This window comes from Rhodococcus sp. USK10 (assembly GCF_019378875.1).
In the GTDB taxonomy this organism is placed as follows: Bacteria; Actinomycetota; Actinomycetes; order Mycobacteriales; family Mycobacteriaceae; genus Rhodococcus_F; species Rhodococcus_F pseudokoreensis.
In genome coordinates, this window is the sequence record NZ_CP076048.1 from 6513738 (window position 1) to 6537363 (window position 23626).

At 63.8% G+C, this 23626-nt stretch carries 28 protein-coding genes and 1 tRNA gene; 19 read left to right on the forward strand and 10 right to left on the reverse strand.

Annotation, left to right across the window (positions count from 1 at the left end):
• Positions 1-580 precede the first annotated feature (580 nt).
• From I1A62_RS36930 to I1A62_RS36960, 7 genes are all read left to right on the forward strand, one after another.
• On the forward strand, positions 581-1177 hold the full coding sequence (locus I1A62_RS36930) for a hypothetical protein (RefSeq protein WP_219457190.1): 597 nt from the start codon (positions 581-583) through the stop codon (positions 1175-1177).
• 6 nt (positions 1178-1183) lie between these two features.
• The gene (locus I1A62_RS36935; RefSeq protein WP_219457192.1) at positions 1184-2314 is read left to right on the forward strand and encodes an SRPBCC family protein; all 1131 of its coding nucleotides are present in this window, start codon (positions 1184-1186) and stop codon (positions 2312-2314) included.
• Positions 2315-2448: 134 nt separating this feature from the next.
• Entirely contained in the window at positions 2449-3264 is an 816-nt protein-coding gene (locus tag I1A62_RS36940; RefSeq protein WP_219461289.1) for an IS5 family transposase, read from the forward strand.
• 72 nt (positions 3265-3336) lie between these two features.
• Complete coding sequence (gene gvpJ, locus I1A62_RS36945) at positions 3337-3762, forward strand: gas vesicle protein GvpJ (RefSeq protein ID WP_219457194.1); 426 nt, start codon at positions 3337-3339, stop codon at positions 3760-3762.
• Positions 3762-4547 carry a GvpL/GvpF family gas vesicle protein gene (locus I1A62_RS36950; protein ID WP_219457195.1) on the forward strand — a complete coding sequence of 262 codons (786 nt, stop codon included), beginning with the start codon at positions 3762-3764 and terminating at the stop codon, positions 4545-4547. Before gvpJ (I1A62_RS36945) ends, I1A62_RS36950 begins: the two co-directional genes overlap by 1 nt.
• 260 nt (positions 4548-4807) lie before the next feature.
• Positions 4808-5170 (forward strand): gas vesicle protein GvpJ, encoded by a 363-nt coding sequence (gene gvpJ / locus I1A62_RS36955; RefSeq protein ID WP_124390424.1) that lies wholly within the window; start codon positions 4808-4810, stop codon positions 5168-5170.
• Positions 5167-5967, forward strand: coding sequence for a GvpL/GvpF family gas vesicle protein (locus I1A62_RS36960; RefSeq protein WP_124390425.1), 801 nt, complete (start codon positions 5167-5169; stop codon positions 5965-5967). Before gvpJ (I1A62_RS36955) ends, I1A62_RS36960 begins: the two co-directional genes overlap by 4 nt.
• Before the next feature lie 15 nt (positions 5968-5982).
• Here the strand turns inward: I1A62_RS36960 and I1A62_RS36965 are convergent, their stop codons facing one another.
• Entirely contained in the window at positions 5983-6261 is a 279-nt protein-coding gene (locus tag I1A62_RS36965) for a hypothetical protein (protein WP_219457197.1), read from the reverse strand.
• 215 nt (positions 6262-6476) lie between these two features.
• Here I1A62_RS36965 and I1A62_RS36970 point away from each other — a divergent pair, with 215 nt between their 5' ends.
• The gene (locus I1A62_RS36970; RefSeq protein WP_219457199.1) at positions 6477-6947 is read left to right on the forward strand and encodes a hypothetical protein; all 471 of its coding nucleotides are present in this window, start codon (positions 6477-6479) and stop codon (positions 6945-6947) included.
• 9 nt (positions 6948-6956) lie between these two features.
• On the opposite strand, the gene I1A62_RS36975 is transcribed toward I1A62_RS36970, so the two are convergent.
• Positions 6957-7268, reverse strand: a complete 312-nt coding sequence (locus tag I1A62_RS36975; protein ID WP_219457200.1) for a hypothetical protein — start codon at positions 7266-7268, stop codon at positions 6957-6959.
• Between the two features lie 207 nt (positions 7269-7475).
• Positions 7476-8624: a hypothetical protein gene (locus I1A62_RS36980; RefSeq protein ID WP_219461626.1), complete on the reverse strand. Its 1149-nt coding sequence runs from the start codon at positions 8622-8624 to the stop codon at positions 7476-7478.
• A gap of 329 nt (positions 8625-8953) precedes the next feature.
• On the opposite strand from I1A62_RS36980, the gene I1A62_RS36985 reads away from it, so the two are divergent.
• From I1A62_RS36985 to I1A62_RS37005, 5 genes are all read left to right on the forward strand, one after another.
• The gene (locus tag I1A62_RS36985) at positions 8954-9220 is read left to right on the forward strand and encodes a hypothetical protein (RefSeq protein ID WP_219457202.1); all 267 of its coding nucleotides are present in this window, start codon (positions 8954-8956) and stop codon (positions 9218-9220) included.
• A complete protein-coding gene (locus tag I1A62_RS36990) occupies positions 9217-9879 on the forward strand; it encodes a hypothetical protein (RefSeq protein ID WP_219457203.1) in 663 nt (220 codons plus the stop codon). Before I1A62_RS36985 ends, I1A62_RS36990 begins: the two co-directional genes overlap by 4 nt.
• 157 nt (positions 9880-10036) lie before the next feature.
• Positions 10037-12205, forward strand: a complete 2169-nt coding sequence (locus I1A62_RS36995) for an AAA family ATPase (RefSeq protein ID WP_219457205.1) — start codon at positions 10037-10039, stop codon at positions 12203-12205.
• A gap of 406 nt (positions 12206-12611) precedes the next feature.
• A complete protein-coding gene (locus tag I1A62_RS37000; protein ID WP_219457207.1) occupies positions 12612-13355 on the forward strand; it encodes a hypothetical protein in 744 nt (247 codons plus the stop codon).
• Positions 13356-13442: 87 nt separating this feature from the next.
• Positions 13443-13940, forward strand: a complete 498-nt coding sequence (locus I1A62_RS37005; protein WP_257890626.1) for a recombinase family protein — start codon at positions 13443-13445, stop codon at positions 13938-13940.
• Here the strand turns inward: I1A62_RS37005 and I1A62_RS37010 are convergent.
• Complete coding sequence (locus I1A62_RS37010; RefSeq protein ID WP_219455113.1) at positions 13918-15018, reverse strand: IS630 family transposase; 1101 nt, start codon at positions 15016-15018, stop codon at positions 13918-13920. The genes I1A62_RS37005 and I1A62_RS37010 overlap by 23 nt on opposite strands.
• On the opposite strand from I1A62_RS37010, the gene I1A62_RS47340 reads away from it, so the two are divergent.
• Both I1A62_RS47340 and I1A62_RS37015 read left to right on the forward strand, forming a co-directional pair.
• Entirely contained in the window at positions 14938-15249 is a 312-nt protein-coding gene (locus I1A62_RS47340; RefSeq protein WP_374710719.1) for a recombinase family protein, read from the forward strand. The genes I1A62_RS37010 and I1A62_RS47340 overlap by 81 nt on opposite strands.
• The gene (locus tag I1A62_RS37015; RefSeq protein WP_219457209.1) at positions 15249-16631 is read left to right on the forward strand and encodes a tyrosine-type recombinase/integrase; all 1383 of its coding nucleotides are present in this window, start codon (positions 15249-15251) and stop codon (positions 16629-16631) included. The genes I1A62_RS47340 and I1A62_RS37015 overlap by 1 nt, the downstream gene beginning before the upstream one ends.
• 8 nt (positions 16632-16639) lie before the next feature.
• On the opposite strand, the gene I1A62_RS37020 is transcribed toward I1A62_RS37015, so the two are convergent.
• Both I1A62_RS37020 and I1A62_RS37025 read right to left on the reverse strand, forming a co-directional pair.
• Positions 16640-17014 (reverse strand): hypothetical protein, encoded by a 375-nt coding sequence (locus tag I1A62_RS37020; RefSeq protein ID WP_219457210.1) that lies wholly within the window; start codon positions 17012-17014, stop codon positions 16640-16642.
• A gap of 97 nt (positions 17015-17111) precedes the next feature.
• Positions 17112-17393 (reverse strand): hypothetical protein, encoded by a 282-nt coding sequence (locus I1A62_RS37025; RefSeq protein ID WP_219457212.1) that lies wholly within the window; start codon positions 17391-17393, stop codon positions 17112-17114.
• A gap of 528 nt (positions 17394-17921) precedes the next feature.
• Here I1A62_RS37025 and I1A62_RS37030 point away from each other — a divergent pair.
• On the forward strand, positions 17922-18131 hold the full coding sequence (locus tag I1A62_RS37030) for a hypothetical protein (RefSeq protein WP_219457214.1): 210 nt from the start codon (positions 17922-17924) through the stop codon (positions 18129-18131).
• Positions 18132-18174: 43 nt separating this feature from the next.
• Here I1A62_RS37030 and I1A62_RS37035 read toward each other — a convergent pair whose 3' ends face one another.
• The 4 genes from I1A62_RS37035 to I1A62_RS37050 form a co-directional block, all read right to left on the reverse strand.
• Positions 18175-19332: an LPO_1073/Vpar_1526 family protein gene (locus tag I1A62_RS37035; protein ID WP_219457216.1), complete on the reverse strand. Its 1158-nt coding sequence runs from the start codon at positions 19330-19332 to the stop codon at positions 18175-18177.
• On the reverse strand, positions 19329-19601 hold the full coding sequence (locus tag I1A62_RS37040; RefSeq protein ID WP_219457218.1) for a hypothetical protein: 273 nt from the start codon (positions 19599-19601) through the stop codon (positions 19329-19331). Before I1A62_RS37040 ends, I1A62_RS37035 begins: the two co-directional genes overlap by 4 nt.
• 203 nt (positions 19602-19804) lie before the next feature.
• Positions 19805-19878: transfer RNA gene (locus I1A62_RS37045), tRNA-Gly, on the reverse strand.
• 96 nt (positions 19879-19974) lie between these two features.
• Entirely contained in the window at positions 19975-20799 is an 825-nt protein-coding gene (locus I1A62_RS37050; protein WP_124390426.1) for an oxygenase MpaB family protein, read from the reverse strand.
• Positions 20800-20893: 94 nt separating this feature from the next.
• Between I1A62_RS37050 and I1A62_RS37055 the strand changes: the two genes are divergently transcribed.
• From I1A62_RS37055 to I1A62_RS37065, 3 genes are all read left to right on the forward strand, one after another.
• A complete protein-coding gene (locus I1A62_RS37055; RefSeq protein WP_124390427.1) occupies positions 20894-21517 on the forward strand; it encodes a TetR/AcrR family transcriptional regulator in 624 nt (207 codons plus the stop codon).
• Between the two features lie 9 nt (positions 21518-21526).
• On the forward strand, positions 21527-22096 hold the full coding sequence (gene dcd, locus I1A62_RS37060; RefSeq protein WP_072937534.1) for a dCTP deaminase: 570 nt from the start codon (positions 21527-21529) through the stop codon (positions 22094-22096).
• A 123-nt stretch (positions 22097-22219) separates the two neighbouring features.
• Positions 22220-23620: a hypothetical protein gene (locus I1A62_RS37065; protein WP_219457219.1), complete on the forward strand. Its 1401-nt coding sequence runs from the start codon at positions 22220-22222 to the stop codon at positions 23618-23620.
• The last annotated feature ends 6 nt before the right edge of the window (positions 23621-23626 follow it).

Below are 23626 nucleotides of genomic sequence, written 5' to 3' on the forward strand. Positions count from 1 at the left end.
TACGCACTTCTTTGGCATTGTGGTGGCGCGCGCGGCCGAGGCGGGGTGGGCGAGCACTCGATCTCGGTCCGCGCGCGGCCGGGGCACCCCACGGGCCGAGGGGTTCGGCGGCCGGAGCGGGGCTGGCCGCCCGGTCCGGCATTTGCGGCGCGGGGCAGCGTACTCAGCGGGTACCCGCATGCACCTGCGCTACGCGGGTTTCCCTGAAAACCTCAGACCTGGCGGTCGGTTGGTGCCCTCCTGTCCGGACCGTATAGCGGCGCCTACTGGAGTCGATCCGCGACCAACCCGAGAAATCAGACCCGGGATGCCCGGATGGCGTTGGTATCGGCAGGTTCTCACCGGCAGGCGCATACGCGCGGCCAGGTGGTGGAGCCGGAACAGGCTCTCGAGCCGCTTCGGTCCTGGCTCGCTTCGTCGGTGACTGTCCGGGTCCGGGAAGGTTCCGCGGCGGATTGAGCGTCGCCGCCCGTGGGTAGTCGGCGGGAACGAACGCACCACCCACCGACCACGGCCCCCACCCTTTTCGCCGACGCCGGCGCCGAGGTGCACCACATCTACTCGACAAAGGGGTTGGGCGATGACAGGCAAAGGTCAGATGGCGTTGGCCGTGGGCGCGGGATACATGCTGGGCCGCACGCACAAGATGAAGCTGGCGCTGATGCTCGCGGGCGCCGGAGCATCCAGCCGGTTTCCCTCCGGATCGCTCGGTGTGCTCGGTCAGGCCGGCAAGCTGCTCGCGGATTCACCCGAGGTCGCCAAGCTCGGAGCGGCGGTCCGCAAGGAGTTGATGAACGCGGCGAAGACGGCCGCAGTGACCGCAGCCAGTCACCGGATCGATTCGCTCAACTCCCGGTTGCAATCGGGCGGTGACGAGGCCTCGGCCGGGAAGGGGTCCAAGCGCAGGCGTCGTGAGGAGCCCGAGGACGACTACGACGACGAATACGCGGAGGATAAGACCGCCGAGGACGACGAAGCCGAAGACGAGGCGCCCCGCGCCCGCAAGCGTCCGGCCCCGCGCCGCCGCACTTCGAGCAGTGGTAGTTCCAGGCCCCGATCACGGTCCCGGTCGTCGACGAAGAACGCCGACGACGAGGACGAAACCGCCACCGGCGCCCGGAAGGCGCGCGCCAAGGCGACGACCGATGTTATCCCCATACGACGCGCCCGGAAGTGATCAGCGATGACCTCGAATCTCGACAGTGCGGCGAAGAAGCTGCGTAAGAACGTCTCCGGTGCCTCCGGCAAGGCCGCATCGGTCTCACCCCTGCAGAAGGCGGCACAGGGCCTGCTCGGCACCGTGACCGACAAAGCGGTTTCCGCCGTCTCCGGCAAGGTGGCGGGCGCCACCGACCGACTCACCGACTACGCCGAGGGCGGCGGCGGAAGCCTGCTGTCCGCAGTCACCGGCAAAGAACACCAGGGCAACGGCGACGGTGACGGGAAGGGCGACGGCAAGTCACTGTTCTCCGGGCTGACCGACAAGGTGAAGGACACCGCGTCGAATCTGAAGGACGCGGTCACTGGCGGCGGTGGCGGTAAGGGCAAGAAGCTCAAGTTGACCAACATCGTCGAAACGATCGATGTCGGTGTCCCGGTGCAGGTGGCCTACAACCAGTGGACTCAATTCGCCGACTTTCCCTCCTTCATGAAGAAGGTCGAGCGGGTGGAACAGGAATCGGACGAGAAGCTCGAGTGGAAGGCCCAGATTTTCCTCTCGCATCGAACGTGGGAAGCGTCGATTCTCGAGCAGGTTCCCGATGAGCGGATCGTGTGGCGGTCGAAGGGGGCCAAGGGTTTCATCGATGGTGCGGTGACGTTCCACGAGGTGACTCCCGATCTCACCCGCATCCTGCTGATACTGGAGTATCACCCGAAGGGCTTGTTCGAGAGGACGGGAAACCTGTGGCGCGCGCAAGGACGACGAGCACGGCTGGAGTTGAAGCATTTTGGGCGTCATGTCATGACGCAGTCCATTCTCCATCCTGACGAACTCGAGGGCTGGCGCGGGGAGATCCGGGACGGCAAGGTGGTCGAGCCGGAGGAGAACGAAGCGCAGCCCGACGAGGACGAGCAGGACGAAGCGCCGCTGGACGAGGGCGACGAGGACGAGACCGACGACTCGGCCGAAACAGACGAGGACGAGTCCGCGGAGCCGGAGGAAACAGACGAGGACGAGGAGCCGGAGGAGGAGGCTGAGGACAAGCCGCCGGCTCGCCGTGGCCGCCCGCGTAAGACGGCGGCCGCGAGTGAGGACAAGCCGCCGGCTCGCCGTGGCCGCCCGCGTAAGAGCGCATCTGAAAACTCGGGGTGATCGGCGTGTGACTGGTGAGGAATGGGTGAACTCCTGGTAGGTCAGTAGGTGCTTACGCCACGACCCGACCAGGAGTTCACTTGCCATCATCGCTCATCGCACTGTGTCCGTCATGCCCTACCCCGGATCCGGGGATCGGGCATCGGTGCGCGGTCTACTCGTCATCCTCGGTGACCGACGCTCAATGGGCGATTCTTGAACCACTGCTGCCTCCACCCGGCAACACCACGGGCAGTGGTGGTCGTCCCGAAAAGCACTGCCGCCGTCTGGTACTTGATGCGATCTTCTATGTCGTTCGAGGTGGGATCGCCTGGCGGCAGTTGCCGACGGAGTTCCCGCCCGCGACCACGGTGTACGCGATCTTCGTCCGCTGGGTCCGGGCAGGAGTGTGGCAGCGGATTCACGACGCGCTACGCGATCGGGTGCGGGTCCAGGGCGGCCGCCACCCGCTGCCGTCCGCGGCGATCGTCGACTCCCAATCGGTGCAGGGTTCCGACACCGTGCCCGGGTCGAGTCGTGGATACGATGCGGGGAAGAAGACGAACGGCCGTAAACGGCACATCGCTGTGGATTCGAGCGGGCTGTTGTTGGCGGTCGTGGTGACGATGGCCGGGATCCAGGACCGGGACGGCGCGGTCCGGCTGCTGGCTGCGATGCGCGCCCAGTGCTCGGCGATTTCTTTGGTCTGGGCCGACGGCGGCTATGCGGGCAGGCTAATCGATTGGGCGAAACATGTTCTGTCCCTCACGGTTCAGGTTGTCAAACGCACCGACGATGTCAAAGGATTCAAGGTTCTGCCCCGGCGGTGGGTGGTCGAGCGGACCTTCGCCTGGATCTGCAAACATCGCCGCTGCGTCCGCGACTACGAGACCAGACTCGACCACCACGAAGCCGTCGTCTACATCGCCATGATCGCGACCATGTCACGCCGACTCGCCCGCACTGCGTGACACGAACCAGAGTTTTCAGACGCGCTCTAAGACGGCGGCGAAGTCTGCCGGCTCGAAGCAAGGAGCGCGGCGATGACGTCAATACAACCGGCAGGTCGTGGCGGTGGCGGCGGAGTCAGCGGCGGGCCCAGCTCGAGTAGCCTCGCCGACGTCATCGACACCATCCTCGACAAGGGCCTTGTGATCGACGCGTACGTGCGGGTCTCGCTGGTCGGCATCGAACTGCTGACCATCGACGCCCGCGTCGTCGTCGCGAGCGTGGATACCTACCTGCGGTTCGCGGAGGCGGTGAACCGGCTCGAGATCGGCAGCGAGCCCAAGGGCCTGACGGACCTGGCTGGGGGCGGCAGCGAGGGCGGCGCCGAGGACGGCGCCGAGTCGAAAACCCAGGGCGCACTCGGGGCCGTCGGTGAGAAACTCGGCGACATCCTCGGTGGCGGGAAGGAAGAACCTGAGCGCGAACGGGTTTCACGCAAGTCCACGCGAGAGGACAAGTGATGTCTACGTCGGAACAGGCCAACGACGCACCCGAGGAGCCACGCACCAGTGGTGTCTACGTGTACGGCATCGCGCCGGCCGACGTGGAGACCGACGAGGACGCGGTCGGTGTGTGTGACGGGTCGGTCAGCATCGTCACCCGCGGCGACATCGCGGCACTCGTCAGCGAAATTTCGGTGGACAGGCCGCTCGGCACACCCGAGGACCTCCGGGCCCACGCGCATCTTCTGGACGGTACGTCGGGTGTCGCACCCGTCCTCCCGCTTCGTTTCGGGGCAGTCATGACCGATGGAGACGCCGTCGAGGCGGAACTACTCGCGGCGCACGCTGAGGAGTTCGCTGCGGCGCTGAAGGAACTGGAGGGTCGGGCTCAGTACGTCGTGAAGGGGCGCTACGTCGAGAAGGCGATCCTGCGTGAGGTGATCGACGAGAACGCACAGGCAGGCGAACTGCGAGACACCATCCGCGATCAGCCCGAGGAAACCACCCGCGATGCGCGGATGGCGCTCGGCGAGATCGTGAGCAACGCCATCGTGGCCAAGCGGGACGAGGACACCGCGAAGGTGGTCGAAACGCTCACACCGCTCGCGGGTTCGGTCAACGTGCGGGAACCCACGCATGAGGAGGAGACTGCGCAGGTAGCCGTCCTGGTCGAGGTCGCCCGGCAGGAGGAACTCGAGGAGGCGGTGGAAGCACTGGCGGAGGAGTGGGACGGCCGGGTCGATATGCGTCTGCTCGGGCCGATGGCCGCCTACGACTTCGTGGTGACACAGAAGCCGGACTGAAGCTGCTTGCTTGAACGACCAGTCGACGAGGAACGACCCAATACCCGGGTGGGCGGCGTCCGAGGAGCCGACCGGTCGGACTGTTTCACGCGGGGTGCATCCGCCGAATTACTCAGTCCCTCTCGGTCTTTGATCGATTGAACAATCGTCGTTCGGGGTAGTCCGGTAGTCCGCACTGACGTCTCGGTGAGAGCACAGAGCGGGCCGAGGAACGACCGGTCCCGCGAGAAGGCGCTAGCGGGGCAAGGAGGAGCACGAGGATGACCACAGCGGGTGGGCCGAGTTCGAGCAGCCTCGCCGACGTCATCGACACCATCCTGGACAAGGGCCTGGTGATCGATGCGTACGTGCGGGTCTCGCTGGTCGGGATCGAACTGCTGACCATCGACGCCCGCGTCGTGGTCGCCAGTGTCGACACCTACCTGCGGTTCGCGGAAGCGGCGAACCGGCTCGCGATCGGCAGTGAACCGAAGGGGCTGTCCGATCTGGTGTCGGGCGGGACGGAGAAGATCGCGAAGTCGAAGACGAAGGGTGCACTCGAATCGGCGGGAGAGAAGCTTGGTGATCTGCTCGGCGGATCGAGCAGCGAACGCGAACCCGCACCCCGCCGGAGCCACAAATGACCTCCCCAGAGGACACCGAGACAGACACCGACGACGACGGGGCCACGGCGGAAGCATCCGGGATCTACGTGTACGGCATCGTGCCCGCCGACGTGCAACCCGAAGACGACGCCACCGGCATCCACGACGCCCCGATCGAGATCGTCACCCACGGCGACATCGCGGCACTGGTCAGCGAGATCGACCCGGACCAACGACTCGGCACCCCCGCAGACCTGCAGGCCCACGCCCACATCCTGGACGGCACCTCGCACGTCGCGCCGGTGCTGCCGCTGCGGTTCGGTGCCGTCCTGTCCGACCGCGACGCGGTGATCAACGAACTGCTCGCCGATCACGACGACGCGTTCACCTCCGCCCTGAACGAACTCGAGGGCTGCGCCCAATACCTGGTGAAGGGCCGCTACGTCGAGGAGACCATCATCCGGGAGATCGTCGACGAGAACCCGAAGGCCTCCACCCTGTTGGAGTCGATCCGCGACCAACCCGAGGAACTGACCCGGGATGCCCGAACCGCCCTGGGGGAGATCATCGGCCACGCCCTCGAGGCCAAGCGGGAAACGGACACCGGCACGACTCTCGACGCGCTGTCACCGCTGACCGACATCGTCACCGTGCGCGAACCCACCCACGACGAGGACGCGGTCCAGATCGCGGTGCTGGTCGAGGTGGACCGACAGGACGAACTCGAACAGACGGTCGGAGACCTGGCCGCACGCTGGGACGACCGGATCACTATGCGCCTCGTCGGCCCGATGGCGCCCTACGACTTCGTGGTGACACCGAAGCCGGAGGGCTGACCGAGGGATGTGCTGTCATTCCTCTGTCACGCTTCTCAGTCGGTAAACGGTGTGATCTCGCTGGCGGAATTGATCCAGCATCCGGGTCGCGCAGGCGATGCACGATCCGGCGGCGGTTCCGCGTGCGCTCGAGGAACTCGAAGAGGCCCGCCCCGCGGGCAGGAATGGATGGATGGTGGAGCCGATGACGGGAATCGAACCCGCGTATTCAGCTTGGGAAAGTGTTTCGGGGCTAGAACGCGTGTTCGAGCCGTTGCTGAAGCGCCAGGTGGCGGCCTCAGGTACGGTGATCATTCCTGCAGGTGAGGGCGTTTTCTCGACAGTTTGTGCACGCTTCGCAGGCGGTTCGGGGGCAGGCTGCAACGGTGCGTACGCGGTTCAAGTGGAGGTACCACGGAGGTACAGCAGGGAAAGCCGTACGGCTGTACCACGTTGGTTGGGCTCGGGCGGCTGTGGCATCATTCCGCAGTCTTAACCAGCGGCGATGCCGCAATGTCCTCGGAGTCAGAATGTCGGTCGGTAACAAGTTCGTTCTTGCGGTAGGTCTCGGTGCCACGCTGGTGCTCGCTGGATGCGGCAGTGATGCCGAAACCGGAGAAGATACCTTTGCGATTAATGGCACATTCAGTGCTAACGCGCAGGCCGTCAACCAGAGTGCGGGAACGTGCAAATTCTACGACGGCTGGTTCAGGGCTGGGCTTCCCGTCCTTCTCAAGGGCGCTGACAACAGCATTCTGGGTAAGACCGAATTGACTCTGGATCACATCAGCGCCAACTCTAATGGGTCCGGCGTGTGTACTTTCAACTTCGCCTTTGAAGATGTAAAGGCGGGTGAGACGGCATATCAGTTGTTCTTCAGCAACCTTGCTCCCGTAATCCAGTCGGAGGATGATCTCCGCGAATGGCCTAACTACAGTGCGCGGGATGCGTTCTCGGTCCTCGGGGGCAACACGGAGCAAGTAACTCAGAACGAGCGGTAAGGCTCCGCCCTAACGAGCAACCTTGCGGCCTGCAGAAGCATTGGATGGGTGTTTGCGGGCGGTGCTTGCGCGGGTTCCGGCCGAGGCGTTCGGTTTGGCGGTAACGACGAGCCGTCGGTTCGGCTTGTCGAGCGTCGGGGTGATGTCCAAGGGGCGGTTGGGCCTGCCGTGATACCCGGCGACGCCCTTCACCAGGACGCCCCGACCTGCCGGGGTGCGGAACTCGGCACCGACCTTGACGCGTTTGTAGTCGCCTCCGCGCCCTACTTCCAGGTGCTTCTCGAACGAGCCGCGGACGTACCGGGGACGGTGAGCCCCCACCGCGCGAGCAAAACGCCCGCGAGCGTTCCGCTTGTAGCTACGTCGCTTCATCGTCGGTCGGCGGGCAGATCGGCCGATACCGCCCGCCCTGGTTGGGTGGCGCGTCGGCACGGTCGGGTGGTGTGAGCCCTTGCCCCCACGAGAACTCCGACCGGCCCGCAGGCTCGAAGGGGCTGGTGACTCGCTGATCCTCGTTTGGCATCGCTGTCACCACCTAAGCGTCGGCGGGGTGTAGGTGGAGCCGGTGGTCACCTGGAGCACGGCTGCCGCGCCGCGATGGCGGACTCCTGTACCGAAGCCGCGCGCGAAGAAGCTGTCCTGGAGTGGGTAGCGTTGGTCGCGTCCGGGTATCGCGCGTAGGCCCTGATAGGCCGGATTCTTGTGCTGGCGGAACGCCACCGGGTTGATCGCGCTGTTCGGCCCGCCGGTGGCGACCACGGCCACGTAACCGACCGGGACGAACTCGCTCTCAATCAGCCATGCCGCGCCGTACGAGCCGGTCACCGGGAGGCTTCCGAACTCGCCGGGTGCGATCTGCCCGACGATGTTGTCCTCGGTGAGGTAGGCCGGGGCGGTGGCGCTGAGGACGAAGTCGTACTTGGCGACCGGTCCGCCGGTACGGGAGTCCACGCCCTTCCGGAACCCCTGAATCATCTCGCCCTCGACCGGGTTCGCCAGGATGAGGAGCTGGCTTCCGGCTTGCCGTCCGTACCCCTTGGACGTGACCGAATTGATCAGCTCCTCGATGTCGCCCGAGTCGATCACGGCGGCGTTGGACGCAAGATAGTGGCTGGTCTCTGGCGCGAACTCTTTCCCGAGGTACGGCGGCGGCGTGATACCGTCCGTCCCCGTCCACAGACCGAACACTCGATGGTTCTCGGGGCTCAGGCGCTCCTCCGGATTGAACAGCCGGTCCAGGATGGTCGTGGTGGTGTTCTTGTTGTCGGCCTCCAGGGCGCGGGTGATGACGCTGCGCACCTGCTCGGCGCTGGCGTCGCGGAGGAACTGCCAGGTCATGCGGCTCGCCAGATCGAAGTCCTTGAAGTCGTAACCTATCAGCAGGGCCTCGGGTGCCTCGCGGATAGCGTGCGGCTCGCCAAATTCGGAAGCGAGCTCGAAGCTGTCCGAGCTGACCGACTGTGGCACCGCATCAGCAATCGCGGTTGTGGCGTAACTGAGGAGCGCCGTCAGCCGGGAGCGTTCATTGTTGAAAATCTGGAGTATCTGGGCTACCTCGGCCCAGATAGTGTTCAGGTCGACGTCGTCGGCGGTCTGATGGACGAGGACATCTCCGGCGGTGCTGTAACCGGAATCGGAACCGCACAGTGGGACGAGGTAGGGATCAAGGATGGTCATGGGGACTCCGTGGGGACTCCGTGGGAACTTCGCGCGCTGCGCGGTGTCGGTGGCCTCTGGCCGAACGTTTCGTACCGGTGCCCAGCACTTGTCCGAACAGTATATACCGTTGTGCTGCAGGCGAATCACTGGCATTCCGCGGCAGTCCTGCGCTGGTGCTTGCGTGGTGCCCCCGCGTTGTGCAAGGCTTAATATTGCAACAACGTGAAGGCGCAGAGCGCCGCAGGCTTCACGGGCTCGTGGCCCACCAATGAACGACATTTGTCGTGTGGTGGACACGGGCTTTTTTCGTTGTTCACCTCCCGACGCCGAAGACGGGAGAGGGAAGAATGAGTCGAACCGATGACCGCGAAGAGCGGACGCGGCAGTTGGGGTACGACCCGCTGTCAATTCCAGACATGTCCGAGACCGAAGTCTACGAGTTCCTACACAGCCTGAATCGCCATATCACCCCACGGAGTGTGCGAATGGCGATCGCGCGCAAAGAACTCCACGGAGTGCGTAAGGGCCGCAAGTACCTCTTCAGTAAGCACGAAGCGATCCGCTGGATGCAAACCGACAGCACCGCATACGACAACGGTGGTGACGCAGCATGAACGAGTGGGACGAGCGATGGGTCTGGACCTCCGAAGAGATCGCGGCAATGGATGCCCGTGCCGAGCAACTGGACGCCGCTCTCCGTGACGTGCAGCGTTTCACCAGTCCGGCGCAAATGTTGTGCCCCCAGAATGATCGGCTGCGGATAAAACTTGCGTGGATACTGAAGGACCACCGCTCGCGGATGGCGGTGTGCCCGGTGATCGTGGACGGCGTGCTCGGGGGGTTGGATGGCACGGCGACGTGCGGCAATCCCAACGCCAAGTATCTAGCGCCGCGCGGCAGTGACTTTCTGCCGGAGTACGATCCGGACGATCCAGGGCAGCGCAACACGCCGCTGATAGTCCTGGCGTGGGAGCCGGACCACGAATGGATAGTGCGCTCGCCGTACACAATTGAGGACCTCCTGAACGGGTTCACCGTCCCTTCGCCGTACGAATGCAACTGGCACAACGGGTGTTGCCGTCCCGATCATCAGAGCAGCTGGGAGCGATCGTTGCTAGTTCTCACCAGAGGGCAGTTTCTGGTTTTGCTGTTGGTGTGCGCAGGATGTCGCGAAAAGATGGACTGTGACTACGGCGGAGGTCTGCACTGGTGGCCGGTTCGCATGGACAATGAGCCGTCGACCGGCGGCTTCGACCCGTACCAGGGAATCTGAGATCTGTAAGAACAACAGGGCTGCACCGTAATTCGCCCAGCCTAACTGGGTAAAATAGTTGGGCTGGGCGCATTACCCCAAGGAAGGTACCGAGCTCGCCACTCGGGTTCGTAGCCGCCAGCGGGAAGACGAAGAACCGCCGAAGAGGGGCCTGAACATGAACAAGCCTACCAGTACAAACGTACGGTCTGCAACCCGGAAACCTAAGCAGTATAAGCGATTACATCCTGAAGACTTCGTCGACGCAGCGGAGGCGCTCGTTGAAAGCGGCTGGCACCCTGTCCCCATCGGTGGTGCGAGCGGCAAGCAACCTTTGGTCGGAGGGGTGTCCGGGTACGCCGGTATCGATGTGGATGACCCTGACGAGTTTAAAGCGTGGGCAACGCGATTCTGCGATCGCAAGCACGGCCTCAATCTCGGAACCCGAGCGCCCCTTGGCACTATCGGTATAGACGGCGATTTTTACGACGGCAAACCGGGCCGACAAACTCTCGCGGACGCCGAAGACCGCTGGGGGCCGCTCCCGAAGACGTGGATGACGACGGCAAGAGACGACGGTTCGGGCATCCGGTGGTTCCGCATCCCCGAGGAGTGCGCGGACTCGTCCCAGTGGCGCGCGTTGGGGGAACTGTCCGGCGGCGGAGCAGAAATCGTGCAGCGACATCACCGTGTGGGCGCGTTGCCTCCGTCCATTCATCACACCGGATCGCAATATCGGGTGATTGACCCCGACGGCAACGAGTGCGATGCGCTACCCCCGCCTGACACATTGCCGATGCTGCCGACAGCCTGGATTGCCGGACTTGCCTGTGACGGGCGCACCCGAGCCGAACGCGGCACCCCCGAGCAAGGACAGGCGGTGCTGGACGCTCTGCCGCTGGGTGCAATGGAGGACTCGGTTGGCGAGATCTTCGTGAAGTGCCGGAACGAGTTTACGCGGGTGGGCTCACGACATCAGGCAATGAACACTTGCGTGGTTCAGCTGGTGAAGCTGGGAAAGATGGGGTGGCCCGGAGTGCCTGATGCGCTCCGCATCTTGCGTAACGAGTACGTGCGTGCGGTTGCGAATGTGCGTGGTAGCGAGGCCACCGCGCACCGTGAGTTTACTGCGTCGGTGACGGACGGCTCCATGATGGCCGCGACGATCAATTGCGGAGCTGAAATCTACGGGGCGTTCCAGCCCGGCGGCACCTGGCACAAGGACACGCCCTATCGCGGACGGAACCGCAAGCAAGCGCGCGAACTCGGTTTGATCGACGAGGAGGGCAACGCCGTCCAGAAGCCTCGGTTTTGTCGTGTGTCCGCCAAGGAGTTAGCGCGGCCTGTGCCGCCGATGAAGTGGCTTGTGCAGGGGGTGTGGCCGCGAAATTCGTTCGGGCCTGCTGGCGGCGAGAAGAAGACCCTTAAAACGTACAACCTGCTGTCGATGGGCGTGGCCGTTGCCAGCGGCGAGCCGATGTTCGGCGAGTTTGAGGTGGCCTCGCCGGGTCCGGTGCTGTACTACGTCGGGGAAGGTGGCCTGGAGCCCTTCCAAAGACGACTTCAAGCGATAGCCCGCGCTTACGGGGTGGACCTGGCTGACCTCCCGATTGACGCAGTGTTCGATTTGGGGTCGTTGTCGGAGCAGGAGTTCGTAGATGCGTTGCACCGCAACCTTGATGAGCTACAGCCCGAACTCGTCATCATCGATCCGCTGTATGCGTACCACCCGCCGGGGATTGAAGCGCAGAATCTGTATGAGCGCGGGCGCATGCTCGCTGAGTTGTCTGCGGCGGTGGCTGGGGAGGCCGCTCTCGTGGTGGCGGACCACTTCAAGAAGTCCGGGCACGAATTGGACTTGGACTCCATCGGGCAGTCCGGCATGGCCCAGTGGGCGGACAGTTGGATGCTGCAGAGGCACCGTAAGCCGCCCGATCTGGCGACTGGCGAGTTCCAGCTGGACGTTGAGTTCGGCTCGCGGCAGTGGGGTGGTTCTCGATGGCATATTGACTGGACGATCCCAACCGTTGAAGCGGAAGCAGCGGATCTGGACTGGAGCGTTCGCCGCGCTGAATCCGCCGGCGAAAAGGCAGCCTGCGCGGATCGTGTTGAAGGCCGTGTCTTCGCTGCCCTGCGCGGCCGCCCATTTGAGATGACCCGTTCAAAACTTGCCGAAGCTGTCGGCGGTAATCGCAGGGCTACCCTTCGCGTCATCGACAATCTTTTGTCGTCCGGGCACATTGAGGAACGCCGCGTGGAGCAGAAGGAGGGCGTTCGTATGGTTCCGCGAGACCGCCTCGGTCTCGTTGATGGCCCTCAGAAGTACAAATTCGAGGGGAAGGGATGAGAGTTTCTGGGCTTTTGGCCGGGTTAGCGCCGGTACGAGTTGGTTTTCGGGAGGGAAACACGTACCGGGGTGATGGTACGAGTTGGTACGAGTTGCTCTCAGGCAGGTGTAAAAGCGCAGGTAAATGGCATAAACCAACTCGTACCACTGCCCGGTACGAGTTGGTACGGCCAGGGTTCCGGAAGGGGTCTACGGGGTGTACGGGTGCCAACCCGTACCCCGTACCCCGCCCTTTAGGTACGTGTTGTTTTGGTACGTGTTGCCCGGCGGCCACGTTGACCGCCAAAAGTACTCGAGAAGAACGGGTTTAGTAATGACAACGAAGAGTGAGCGGACGGCGGGGATTGTCGAGAAGGTGACGTGCATTGCTCGACGGACGAACGGATCGCAGTGTTCGAATCGACCTATGAAAGGGCAGAACATTTGCAAGAATCACGGTGGGGCTGCTCCGCAGGCGAGACGTAAAGCGGCAGAGCGCATTCTGCTGGCGCAGGATCTGGCCGCTGCGAAGCTCGTGGAGCTCATGAACGACCCCAAGGTGCCGCCAGGAGTGCAGCGGATGGCCGCAGCAGACTTGCTGGACCGCGGTGGAAACGTGGCTGCGCACGTGCTGGCGATCCCAGGACTCGGCGGTACCGACAAGCCTTGGGAGGTGCTGTTCGAGTCGATGCTGGGTGGTAGCCGTGCCGAGAGCCGCGCGCAGCGGGGCGTCCAGGACCGCGAGCCGCCCAAGTGGCTGACCGACGAGATTGCCGCAGCCGAGATTGTGGACGCCGAAGTGGTCGACGAGGGTGAAAACGAGACGCCGCCAGCATGTCAAGCCTGCGGGGAACAGTTCCCAGCGGAACTGCCCGACTGGCTGGATGCGTACCCGCAACTATGCCGACCGTGTCGAGAGGAGCGCGGCCTGCCCGACCCTGGCCGAGATGGGCGCAGCTACCCGGTGGGCGCAGTGCCGCAAGGCCTATCAAACCCGGCCAGTAGCGCGCACGGCGGGCGTACGGGGGTAGTTGGCAGCAGCCACCCCAAGCGCAACGGTCAATGGCCTACAGCCGATCTGAGCGGTAATGGACTCGTCACAATGGAAGAGGCATTGGGTCAGCTCCACCGAGGTAAGAAGGCGAAAAAGTTACGGCGACAACGCAAGTGAGTTTTGAACTGCTGGGCGTGCGCGTAGTGTTGGGGCGTAAGGCGTTGGCGTAGCAATACGCCCCAAACTTCAAGAGGGACAGAGCGAATGAGCAAGGTCGAGAAAAAGCACATGCTGGGGTACCTACGAGTCTCCACCGACGAACAGGCACGCAGTGGACTCGGTTTGGAGGCGCAGGAGGCCGCGCTCGTTGCGGAAGCGGAACGCCGAGGCTGGGAGCTGACCATCCTGCGAGACGAAGGCGCAAGTGGGAAGCAGGTAAATCCTGGTCTGCGGAATGCGCTCGGCCAGTTGGCTTCCGGACTTGCAGATGGTCTGGTCGTGGCGAAGATGGATCGCATTAGCAGGTCGCTGTTGCACGCCGTCGAGATTCTGGACACCGCCAAGTCGCAGGGGTGGGCGCTGGTCGTATTGGACCTGGGCGTTGACCTGACCACTCCCGCAGGCCGCGCCCTGGCTGGGACGATGGCGGTCTTCGCCGAGTTCGAGCGGGAGCTGATTCGCGAGCGCACCCGTGCAGCCGCAGCCGCAGCGAAGGCCAGAGGCGCGAAGCTCGGGCGTCCTAGTGGTCTGTCTGCGATTTGATCTTGTGGAGGGCGGTGCGGCCGCGTTGAACTTTGGCGATGATGTCTTCCGCGGTCGCTTTCCACACGAAGGGTTTGGGGTCCTCGTTCCAGTGTTGTGCCCACGTGGTGATCGCGTCGGCAAGGTCGTTGACGCTGGTGAAGACGCCGCGGCGCAGCCGCTTGTCGGTCAGTTCTTTGAACCAGCGTTCGATCAGGTTCAGCCAGGAACTCGACGTTGGGGTGTAATGCAGGTGCCACCGGCGACGGTTCTTGTGCGCCAACCACGCTTTGATTTCCGGGGTCGAGTGCGCGGACAGGTTGTCGAGCACGACGTGAACGTCGAGCGAGCGCGGGACGCTGGCGTCGATCTGCTTGAAGAACCGCAGCACATCGGCTCCGGCGTGGCCCTTGCGGAGGTCTGTGAGGACCTCCCCGGTGCCGACGTTCATCGCCGCGAACAGATCGATGGTGCCGTTGCGCTTGTAGTCGTGGGTCATCGTCCCGGCGCGTCCTGGCTTCATGGGCAGCGACGGCTGGGTGCGGTCCAACGCCTGGCATTGCGTCTTCTCGTCGAACGAGAACACCACCGCCCGCGCGGGCGGGTTCAGGTACAGCCCAACGACATCGACGAGTTTCTCCTCGAATCGCGGATCGTTGCTGATCTTGAACGTCGCGACCCGCCAGGGCTTGAGATTGTGATCAGCCCAGATCTTGGCAACGGAGTCCTTACCGATCCCGACGCGGGCGGCCATCGTCCGGGTGCTCCAGTGTGTCGAGCCGTCCGCCGGATGCTCCTGATGGGTCAACCGCAGCACCTCTTCGACTGTGCCCGCCGGCAAGCTCGGTTTGCGGCCTCGCCCCTTCGCGACCGTCCCGACCCCGGAAGTTCCCTCTTCTGCGAAGCGAGAGCGCCAGCGCCGCACCGCCTCCGGAGTCACCTGGCAACGTCTGGCTATCTCGGCATTGGCGACTCCGTCGCCTGCCCACAGCAAGGCCCGCGCCTGGACCACCTTCCGGTGCGGCAGTGTCGTCGAGACCGCCATCCGCCTCAACTCCGCCCGCTGTTCGTCACTGACAGACAACGCCGCTGCAACCATGCAGCGACTATACAAAACGCTCCACTAATTCGCAGACGGACCACTAGCCAGATCCCCACGCCAGTTGCACGCCGCATCGTTGCGATGCAGGAGTCCGGTCAGTCGTATGGAGCGATCGCCCGCGCTCTCACGGACGAGCAAGTACTCAGCCCGGCGGGTCGGCCCACCTGGCAGGCCTCCACCGTGCGCAGGTTTTGCAAATCGGTCGAGCTGGCCAAGGCAGGTGCGTGATGGCACACGTGCAGAAGAGGACCACCCAGAGCGGAGCCGTGCGGTACGTGGTCAAGTGGCGGACTCCCGACGGCAAGGGGCGCAGCAAGGGCGGATTCCCCACGAAGAAGTCCGCCGAGGACTACGCCACGACCGTGGAGTACAACGCCACCCGGGGCACCACCTTCGACCCGAAGGCGGGCGGGGTCGCGTTCCGGCAGGCGGCGGGGGAATGGCTGGCCTCCCGGCACGACCTGAAGCCGCGCACTCACGCTGAATATGCGAACCTGTTGCGGCCCAAGACTACTGGACAACTTGCAACGCGAGTGCTGAGCATCGATGCCACGTTCGGAGGGTACCCGTTGAACGCCATCACGCGGAAGCAGATCAGCGAGTGGGTGCAGGCGCTCACCGCTGCGGGGAAGAAGCCCTCCACGGTGCGGCACGCCTACTTCGTGGTGCGGATGGTGCTGGCGCAGGCTGTGGTGGACGGCCGGCTGACGACGAACCCCGCCGACTACGTGAAGCTGCCGAGCGAGCGCAGCGCAGCCGGAGGCACCCCCGGCGTAGTGGACGACCCGGACATGTTCCTCACGGCCGAGCAAGTGACCGCGCTGGTGGACGCAACGCCCTGGCCGTACAACGTGCTCGTCCATTTGGCGGCGTGGTCTGGACTGCGGGCGGCCGAGCTGGCCGGGTTGCAGGTGGGCGATGTAGAGCTGCCCGCTGCGGCGATCAATCCCAACGCACGGCCCAAGCCCGGCACGCTGCGGGTGGAGCGGACCGTGATTGCGATAGACGGCAAGCCCACCTACGACACCCCCAAGACCAAGGGGAGCCGGCGGAGAGTGCCGCTGACCCCGGCGTCAGTGGCGGTACTGCGGGACTACCTGGTCGTGCACCCGCGCGGCGCCGAACCGATGGCCCCGTTGTTCCCGGCGATGCGGTTGGTCGCCGCTAAGCCCACGGGCTTGCGGGCGACAGACGCCGACGGCAAGCGCATCGTCCCGAAGGCAGAAGACGCCCTGGCTGCGCTCTCGGTAGAAGAGGCCAAGGCGCGGCTGACACTGGATTGGGGTTCGGTGCTGCGGCACCCTACGTTCTACAAGGCGGTGTACCGCCCTGCGGTGCTGCGGGCGAACCGCCTCGGTGCCACATTGCCTCCCGCGCTCAAGTTCCATGCGCTGCGGCACACGTATGCGTCGTTGTGTGTGGCGGCGGGCATCCCGCCGTTGGAGCTCGCCCGGTTCATGGGTCACGCCAAGGTCACCACCACGCTCAGCGTGTACGCGCACCTGTTCGAGGACGACCACGCCGACGCGATGGTTGCGTTGGGGGCGATGGGCACGCCGCCCCGGCCGACTGACAACGTGGTGCCGATCCGCCGGGGTGACGTGGGCTAGCCGGGCTCTCAGAGCATCGCTTCGATCGAACGCTTCATCTTTGCGAAATCCCACCCATTCGTGTGCCACATCCGCAGCTTCTCGCCGTCCACTTTGTCGAGGCTCACGCTGCTAGTTCTAGAGGGAGTCGCATGCGGCTCGTACTGCTCTGCGAGAACCGCTTCCCAGAGTGAGCCAGAAGTGTCGACCAGCAATCGGAAGTCGTTAGACCACCACTCGTCGCCATCTTCGTTCATCTTGTAGAGGAACTGGCAGATGCCCCATCCGGAGAACGTCGTGCCCCGACGAGTGTCGATCAGCGTTGACATCCCTGTGCCCATCGCCCGATAAGCGGCGGGCAACTGCTTTGCATCGCTGAGAATTTTCAGGTAGATGTTTGCCACACGTTTGTCCTTTAGGAGTCGTGGGGGTGTTTATCGATAATGCCCCAGGCTGGTTAGGCCGCCTGCCATTGGTGATCGTCTAGGGCGCTTGTCTGTGCTAGTCGAGGTTGCGCAGATCGTGCTCAACCTGTACCGCTGCTCGGTTCTTTGCGACGGACTCGAGCATGCTCCTAGCTTCTGCTCGGAGGCCGCGGAAATCGAGTGCTGCCGATATATCTCCGCTCCGCTCGGCGGCTTCTCCTTGGTCTCGGTAATTCGTCTCGAGGCGCATGAGCTTTGCCGCGCGGTCACCTAGCCTGGCGTAGTGGTCAGCGAGTTCGTCTTGGGAGTAGCTGGTGACCTTCTTGGCAGAGAAGTCCGGGCTGTCGTTTTCTGTCATCGCGTTAGCTCTTCGCACCGCAGTCGTCGTTCTGGCAGCGTCCGTCCTCAGTGACCTCGCCGCCGCACTCGTTGCATTCTTTCGCCATCAATTCGCCTCTCGCGTAGTGTGCCCCGCGCTCAGGGGCCGCCGTCACAGGATTCTATGGGGACATTCGCGCCCATGTCTGTCGAACGAGCGGAGGACACCGCCTGGCAGAGCGACAACGTGGTGCCCCTCCAGCGAGCTGCCCGGTGAGGTTCGTTCGACGGCATCCGTAGGTTAGGAACTTCGCCTGCCCAACCGGGCGTGCGGCATTGTTCTGCAGGCCGAGGTCGCACGGGTTAGACGACCGAGAGCATGCTCCCGGCGTATCCGGCAACGACGCCGAGGAAAAGGAGCCCCACACCGATCCACCGACGCCGTTTGCTGATGGAGTACTGCGCACTCACAAAATGCATAAGCGCCTGTCTCTCCATGCGGGAACTCGGACCCAGCTGATCGGCAATCTCCAATCTGTTCCCGCGCTTCGATGGGAATCGTCGGACTGTGAATCACGCCGCCACCGATGCCGGGGTAGGTGCGCCCGCTCTGTCTCTCCATTTCGCGCAGGTGTTCTTCCTTATCCTCCTGCGCATCGTCAAGCTCGTCCTTGAAAGCATCCATGTTGCGCTGGGCCTGTACGACGTCCATCACCACCAACAACGCACCCGACAGCTGAAACAGCAGCGCCAACGTGTAGAGCGAATACACCACTAGATTCATGGGTGGAAGTGTCCCAGGGGCCGCCGACATCCCGGCGTCAGTGGCGGTACTGCTCCGATTCATCGAGAAGTATTGATTCGAAAACGGCTCGTTTATGGGGCGCGTGGCTAATGGCTGTTTGGCAACCCAGTATTCTCCCGACTGCATTGAGCTGAAAGTATATTCCGCGAGTGGATGCAATCTGGTCAAACATTGATGCGATTTCTGGAAACTCATCTTTCGCGAGCGTTATAAATCCCTCTTCGGAGAGTGTGTGTTCACGAAGGTAACGTGCGAAATTAGCGTCGGCGCTCGGTGCGGTCACTTCCTTTCCGTCATTCTCGAACGCTCGTACTGCAAATTCTTTGGTTGCTCTGTACCGCAGGTGGGGCACTGTCATTTCGGCGGAAATGCTCTGTGTGAAAATAATTGGTCTGACGAGGTGGCCTATTTCTCCTATGGACACATTATTGCTCAACTCATCGGAGTAAAAGCTGTTGTGCAACAGGTATCGATGGTTCTTGTACAGGATGTTCAAAGGTGTATCGGTGACGCCTCCGAATAGCTCGGGCGTCAACTGCGCTTCAGTTCCGCATCCAATCGAAGCGAGGTAGCTGTATTCTCCCGTGCTAGTCGGTAGAGCGTCAATATAGTGCGAGTATGACGCTCGAACGGAGCGAAGCAAGTTACGTGCGCCGATGCAGTCGGGGAAGTGTGTGTTCGACAACTGTACCAATGCGGCTAGTGCGTTCAATTGCTGGGTGGTGAGCTTCGCGGCTATGTCGATGGACTGTCGTAGTATTAGATCCCGATGGGTCCGGGCCTTTTCTCGAATGGCTCCAACAACCAATTCTGAAAGAATCTTCTTCAGATCATCGTCGCCGGTCTCCGCGTACCCGCGTTGGGCTGTGCCGAGCGCGATTTGCACCCGGACTTCTCTCAGTCGGTCCAGCATTTCTGGGTCGACTGATAACACGCGCTCAATTACATCCCTGGTCAAATCTTCTGCTCGTTCTTCGAATTGAGCCCGAGCGGAAGCGGTTAGTGCAGGCAAGCGCTTTTCATACAGTTCCTCTGCGATTTTGTACGCTTCGAGACGATCGACGGATCCACGGTCCTCAAAGATAACGATACTTGTTGAGGAATTGTCCACGATGTCGCGGCCAGCTTGGCTCAGGCTTGCGCCATCGCCGCCGGATTGGCTCTGATCCTTCATCGTGCGCTTGACTGCCTGCCGTCTCGAATGTCGCGGCCAGCCTGGTTCAGCTGTGCTTCGTCACCGGCAATCTGTACCTGGTTCTTGTCGCCGTTCACTCGCAAGTGGTTTGCCAGGCGTCCGGCGACGCCGCCCGCCCCACTGCCCGATTTGTATGGGAAGAGCAGCACCGCGGCCAGGATGAAGAGCGCCGCTAACCCGATGATTATCGACTTGCCAACCGTTGACGCGATAGGTGCGACTGCCACATATATGGCAATCGCGGCCAAGATCAAGTTCCCCGCCCACGCGAACCGCTCAGTACGCACCCGTAACCTCCCAAAGATTTTGTCTTTGGAGTATCCCATCCGATGCCGACACTTTGCGTGAAGGGCGTTTGGGTGCAGGTTCGAGCCGGAGGTACCGAGGAGGTACTGGCTACAGTTGCGGGTACAGTGACCGGACCGGAAAATCGCTCTACCTGCGGTAATGGTGGAGCCGATGACGGGAATCGAACCCGCGTATTCAGCTTGGGAAGCTGATGTTCTGCCATTGAACTACATCGGCGCGCACGATATTGGGCGCCCGTAGGCAGGCCCAACACCTTGCGGCGGCAACATTATCAGATGGTGATCCGGACTACGCGGGCACACGCGCGGAGTGTCATACGAGGGGTTTGCCGGTCCGCATTCTGCGTCGGAGGTCGCGCATGAGCAGGATGTAGGGGAGTTCGCGGATGGTGACGGGGATGCGTCGGCTGATGGCGCCGATGGTGCTCATGGTCCGGTCGAAGCGTCGCTGATCCTTGGGCGTCCAGGTGAGGTGCATCTGGTCGCGGAAGAGTGGTGGCAGGAAGCCGGTGGTGAAGAACAGGTTGAGCCGGCCGAAGAGTCGGGACACGACGGCGGGCATGAATTCGACCTTGGCGAGGGAGACGAGGTATTCGCGGATGGTGTCGTCGATCGACACGTTGGCGAGCGCTTTCTCCCAGTAGTCGTCGAACGCGGCCCGGGTGTCGGGCCACATCTCCTTCGGCACCTGCAGGGTGGTGCCGAAGGTGGCTCCCTGCTGGTAGAAGTATTCGCTCTCGGTCGCGGTGAGTTCGCCGTGCATGGAGCGGTGGACGTCCTCGAATCCGCGGTAGATGCAGGCGGCGACCCACAGCTGCAGTTCGGGGTCGAACGCGTCGTACTGCACGGGGCTGTCTGGCCCCGACTGCACCTTGGCGTGGACGCGGTTGACGCCGTTGCGAAACGCTTCTTTCTCCTCGTCGGTGCCGCGGGCCGCCACGACGAGGTAGGTGAGGGTGGTCCGCGTTCGTTTGATCGGGTGCCGGAAGATCTGTCCGCTTTCGACGCGGCTTTCCACGACGCCGTATCCGACGGCGGGGTGGGAGAGCTGCATGATCACGTTTGCTGCGCCTGCGAGCAGGCCGGCGCCGTCCATGACCAGTTCGAGTCGGTCCGGCACCTCGAGAGATGTCGACATGTGCACTCCTGTCGCAAGCGGTGAATTACCTATCTGAATACGACCGTACTCACATATATGTGGCGAGTCCAGAGGCAAGTGCGAAGATGTTTCCATGGCAATCGCGTCGGACAGGGTGTACGGCGGCCAAGAGGGTGACCAGCGTCGATCGGATCGACGCAGCCAGCTCATCGAGGCCGGACTCGACCTGCTCGGCAGCGCGGACGGCGACCACGCCCTGACCGTGCGCGGAGTCTGCAAGCAGGCCGGGCTCGCCACCCGTTACTTCTACGAGAGCTTCCCCGACCGCGACGCGCTGACCGTCGCCGTCTACGACCACGTCGTGGAACGCATCGCGACCAGCACCCTGGATGCCGTGACGCACGCCGGGCCGGGGGAGCGGGAGATCGTCCGCGCCGGGGTCCGCAACATCGTGCGGGAGGTTGCCGAGGATCCGCGGCACGGCCGGCTGATGTTCTCGGTGGCGCAGTCGAGCGCGGTGCTGGCACAGCGCCGCCTCGACAGTTCGCGGCTGTTCGCGGGCCTGGTCACGAAGCAGACGGTCGGGTACTACGAGGTGGCCGAGAGCCCGCGCCTCGACCTGGCCGCGCACTTCATGGTCGGGGGCCTGGCACAGACCCTGACGGCGTGGTTGAACGGCACCGTGACCCTCCCCGAGGAGGAGCTGGTGGATACCTGCACCGAACTGCTGCTCTCGATGGCCATCCACACCCGTTAACCTCTACCTGTGCTCCTCTCCGATCGCGATCTCCGTACCGCAATTTCCACTGGACGTCTGGGCATCGACCCGTTCGACGATTCGATGGTCCAGCCCTCGAGCGTGGATGTGCGCCTCGACAGCCTGTTCCGGGTGTTCAACAACACCCGCTACACGCACATCGACCCAGCTCAGCGGCAGGACGAGCTGACCACGCTGGTCGAGCCGGCGGAGGGGGAGCCGTTCGTTCTGCACCCCGGCGAGTTCGTCCTCGGTTCCACGCTGGAAGTGTGCTCGCTGCCCGACGACCTGGCGGGACGCCTCGAGGGCAAGTCCTCGCTCGGCCGCCTCGGACTGCTCACGCACTCGACCGCCGGGTTCATCGACCCGGGTTTCAACGGGCACATCACGCTGGAACTCTCCAATGTCGCGAACCTGCCCATCACCCTCTGGCCGGGGATGAAGATCGGCCAGCTGTGCCTGCTGCGGCTGTCGAGCGCGGCGGAGCACCCGTACGGCAGCTCGGCCGTCGGCTCCAAGTACCAGGGCCAGCGCGGCCCGACGCCGTCGAAGGCCTACCTCAACTTCGCGCAACGCTGAGCGTCGGCGGCCCGCCGAAAAGCTGCAAACCGAGTGGTCCGCTACTCGTGTGTATTGCGGCGAGGAAGAGAAGACTGGGATTCGAAGCCGCCCTCTCCTGGGCGTTCGATCCCGGAGGCCGCCATGAAAGACGTCGTCGTGTTGTTGCCCGGCATCGGCGGGTCGGTCCTCGCGCGTGACGGCAAGGACGTGTGGGCACCGACACCGGGCGTTGCGCTGGCGAGCGTGCTGTCGCTGGGCAGAAATATCAAAACACTGAAACTCGACGGCGACGACCCGGACGTCGACGACCTCGGCGACGGCGTCGTGGCCACCCGGCTGGTACCGGACTTCCACTTCGTGCCCGGGCTGGACTGGAAGATCGACGGCTATACGAAGTTCCGCGACGACCTGGTCCGCCGATTCGGGGCCGTTCCCGGCGACAACTATTTCGAACTGCCCTACGACTGGCGGCGCGACAACCGGGTGGCGGCCCGCACGCTGGCCCGGCGATCCCACGACTGGCTGGCGCGGTGGCGCGAGAAGTCGGGCAACACGGACGCCAAGCTCGTGCTGGTGTGCCACTCCATGGGCGGAATCGTCGCCCGACTGTTCCTCGAACTGCTGGACGGGTGGCGCGACACCCGCACCCTGGTCACGTTCGGCACCCCGTACTCGGGTTCGGTCAACGCGCTCGACTTCCTCGTCAACGGATTCCGCAAGGGCTGGGGTCCGTTCACCGTGGACCTCGGTGCGCTGATCGGGTCGTTCACGTCCGCCTACCAGTTGCTGCCGTCGTATCGGTGCATGGCGGGTGACGACGGGTCGTGGCGCGCACTCGACGACACGGCGCTCGACTGGTCGGGCACGGGACTCGACGCCGGCCGGATGGGTGCGGCGGTGCGCCTGCACCGGGGCCTGCGCGACGCCGTCGACGCGCGGCTGAAGTCGGAACCCCAGGGCTACGACATCCGTCCGGTGATCGGCGACTTCCAGCCCACCAAGTGGGCCGCCCGGCTCGCCGGGACGAAGGTCGAGCCGATGACCGTCCGCGGGCCCGGCGAGAGCGGCGGGGACGGCACCGTGCCGAAGCTGTCGGCCACCCCGCACGAACTCATGACGGGATGGAAGAACGCGGCGTTCTTCAGCCAGCGGCACGGGTCCCTGCAGAACGACGACCCGGTGCTCGACCATGTTGGCGGGATCCTGACCACCGCAGTTCTCGCGCCCCCGAACGTGTTTCCGGCGGTGAACGAATCGGTGGCGCTGGAAGTCGACGACGTGACGACCGCCGAGCCGCTGGTGATCCGCGCACGAACCGGTGCCGGGGGCGCTCGACTGGTCGCGTCAGTCGAGCCCGTCGCGGGCGGCCCGAGCAGGCAGCACCCGTTGTCGCCGGCCGTCGACGGCTGGCAGCAGGCAGTCCTCGACGGATTATCCGCCCAGGATTACCGGATCACCGTGCGCGCGCCCGGGGTGCACCCGGTCACCGACGTCGCGAGTGTGGTCGACCTCGACGAGATCGCCCGGTCCGTGGACGTCTAGGAGCGC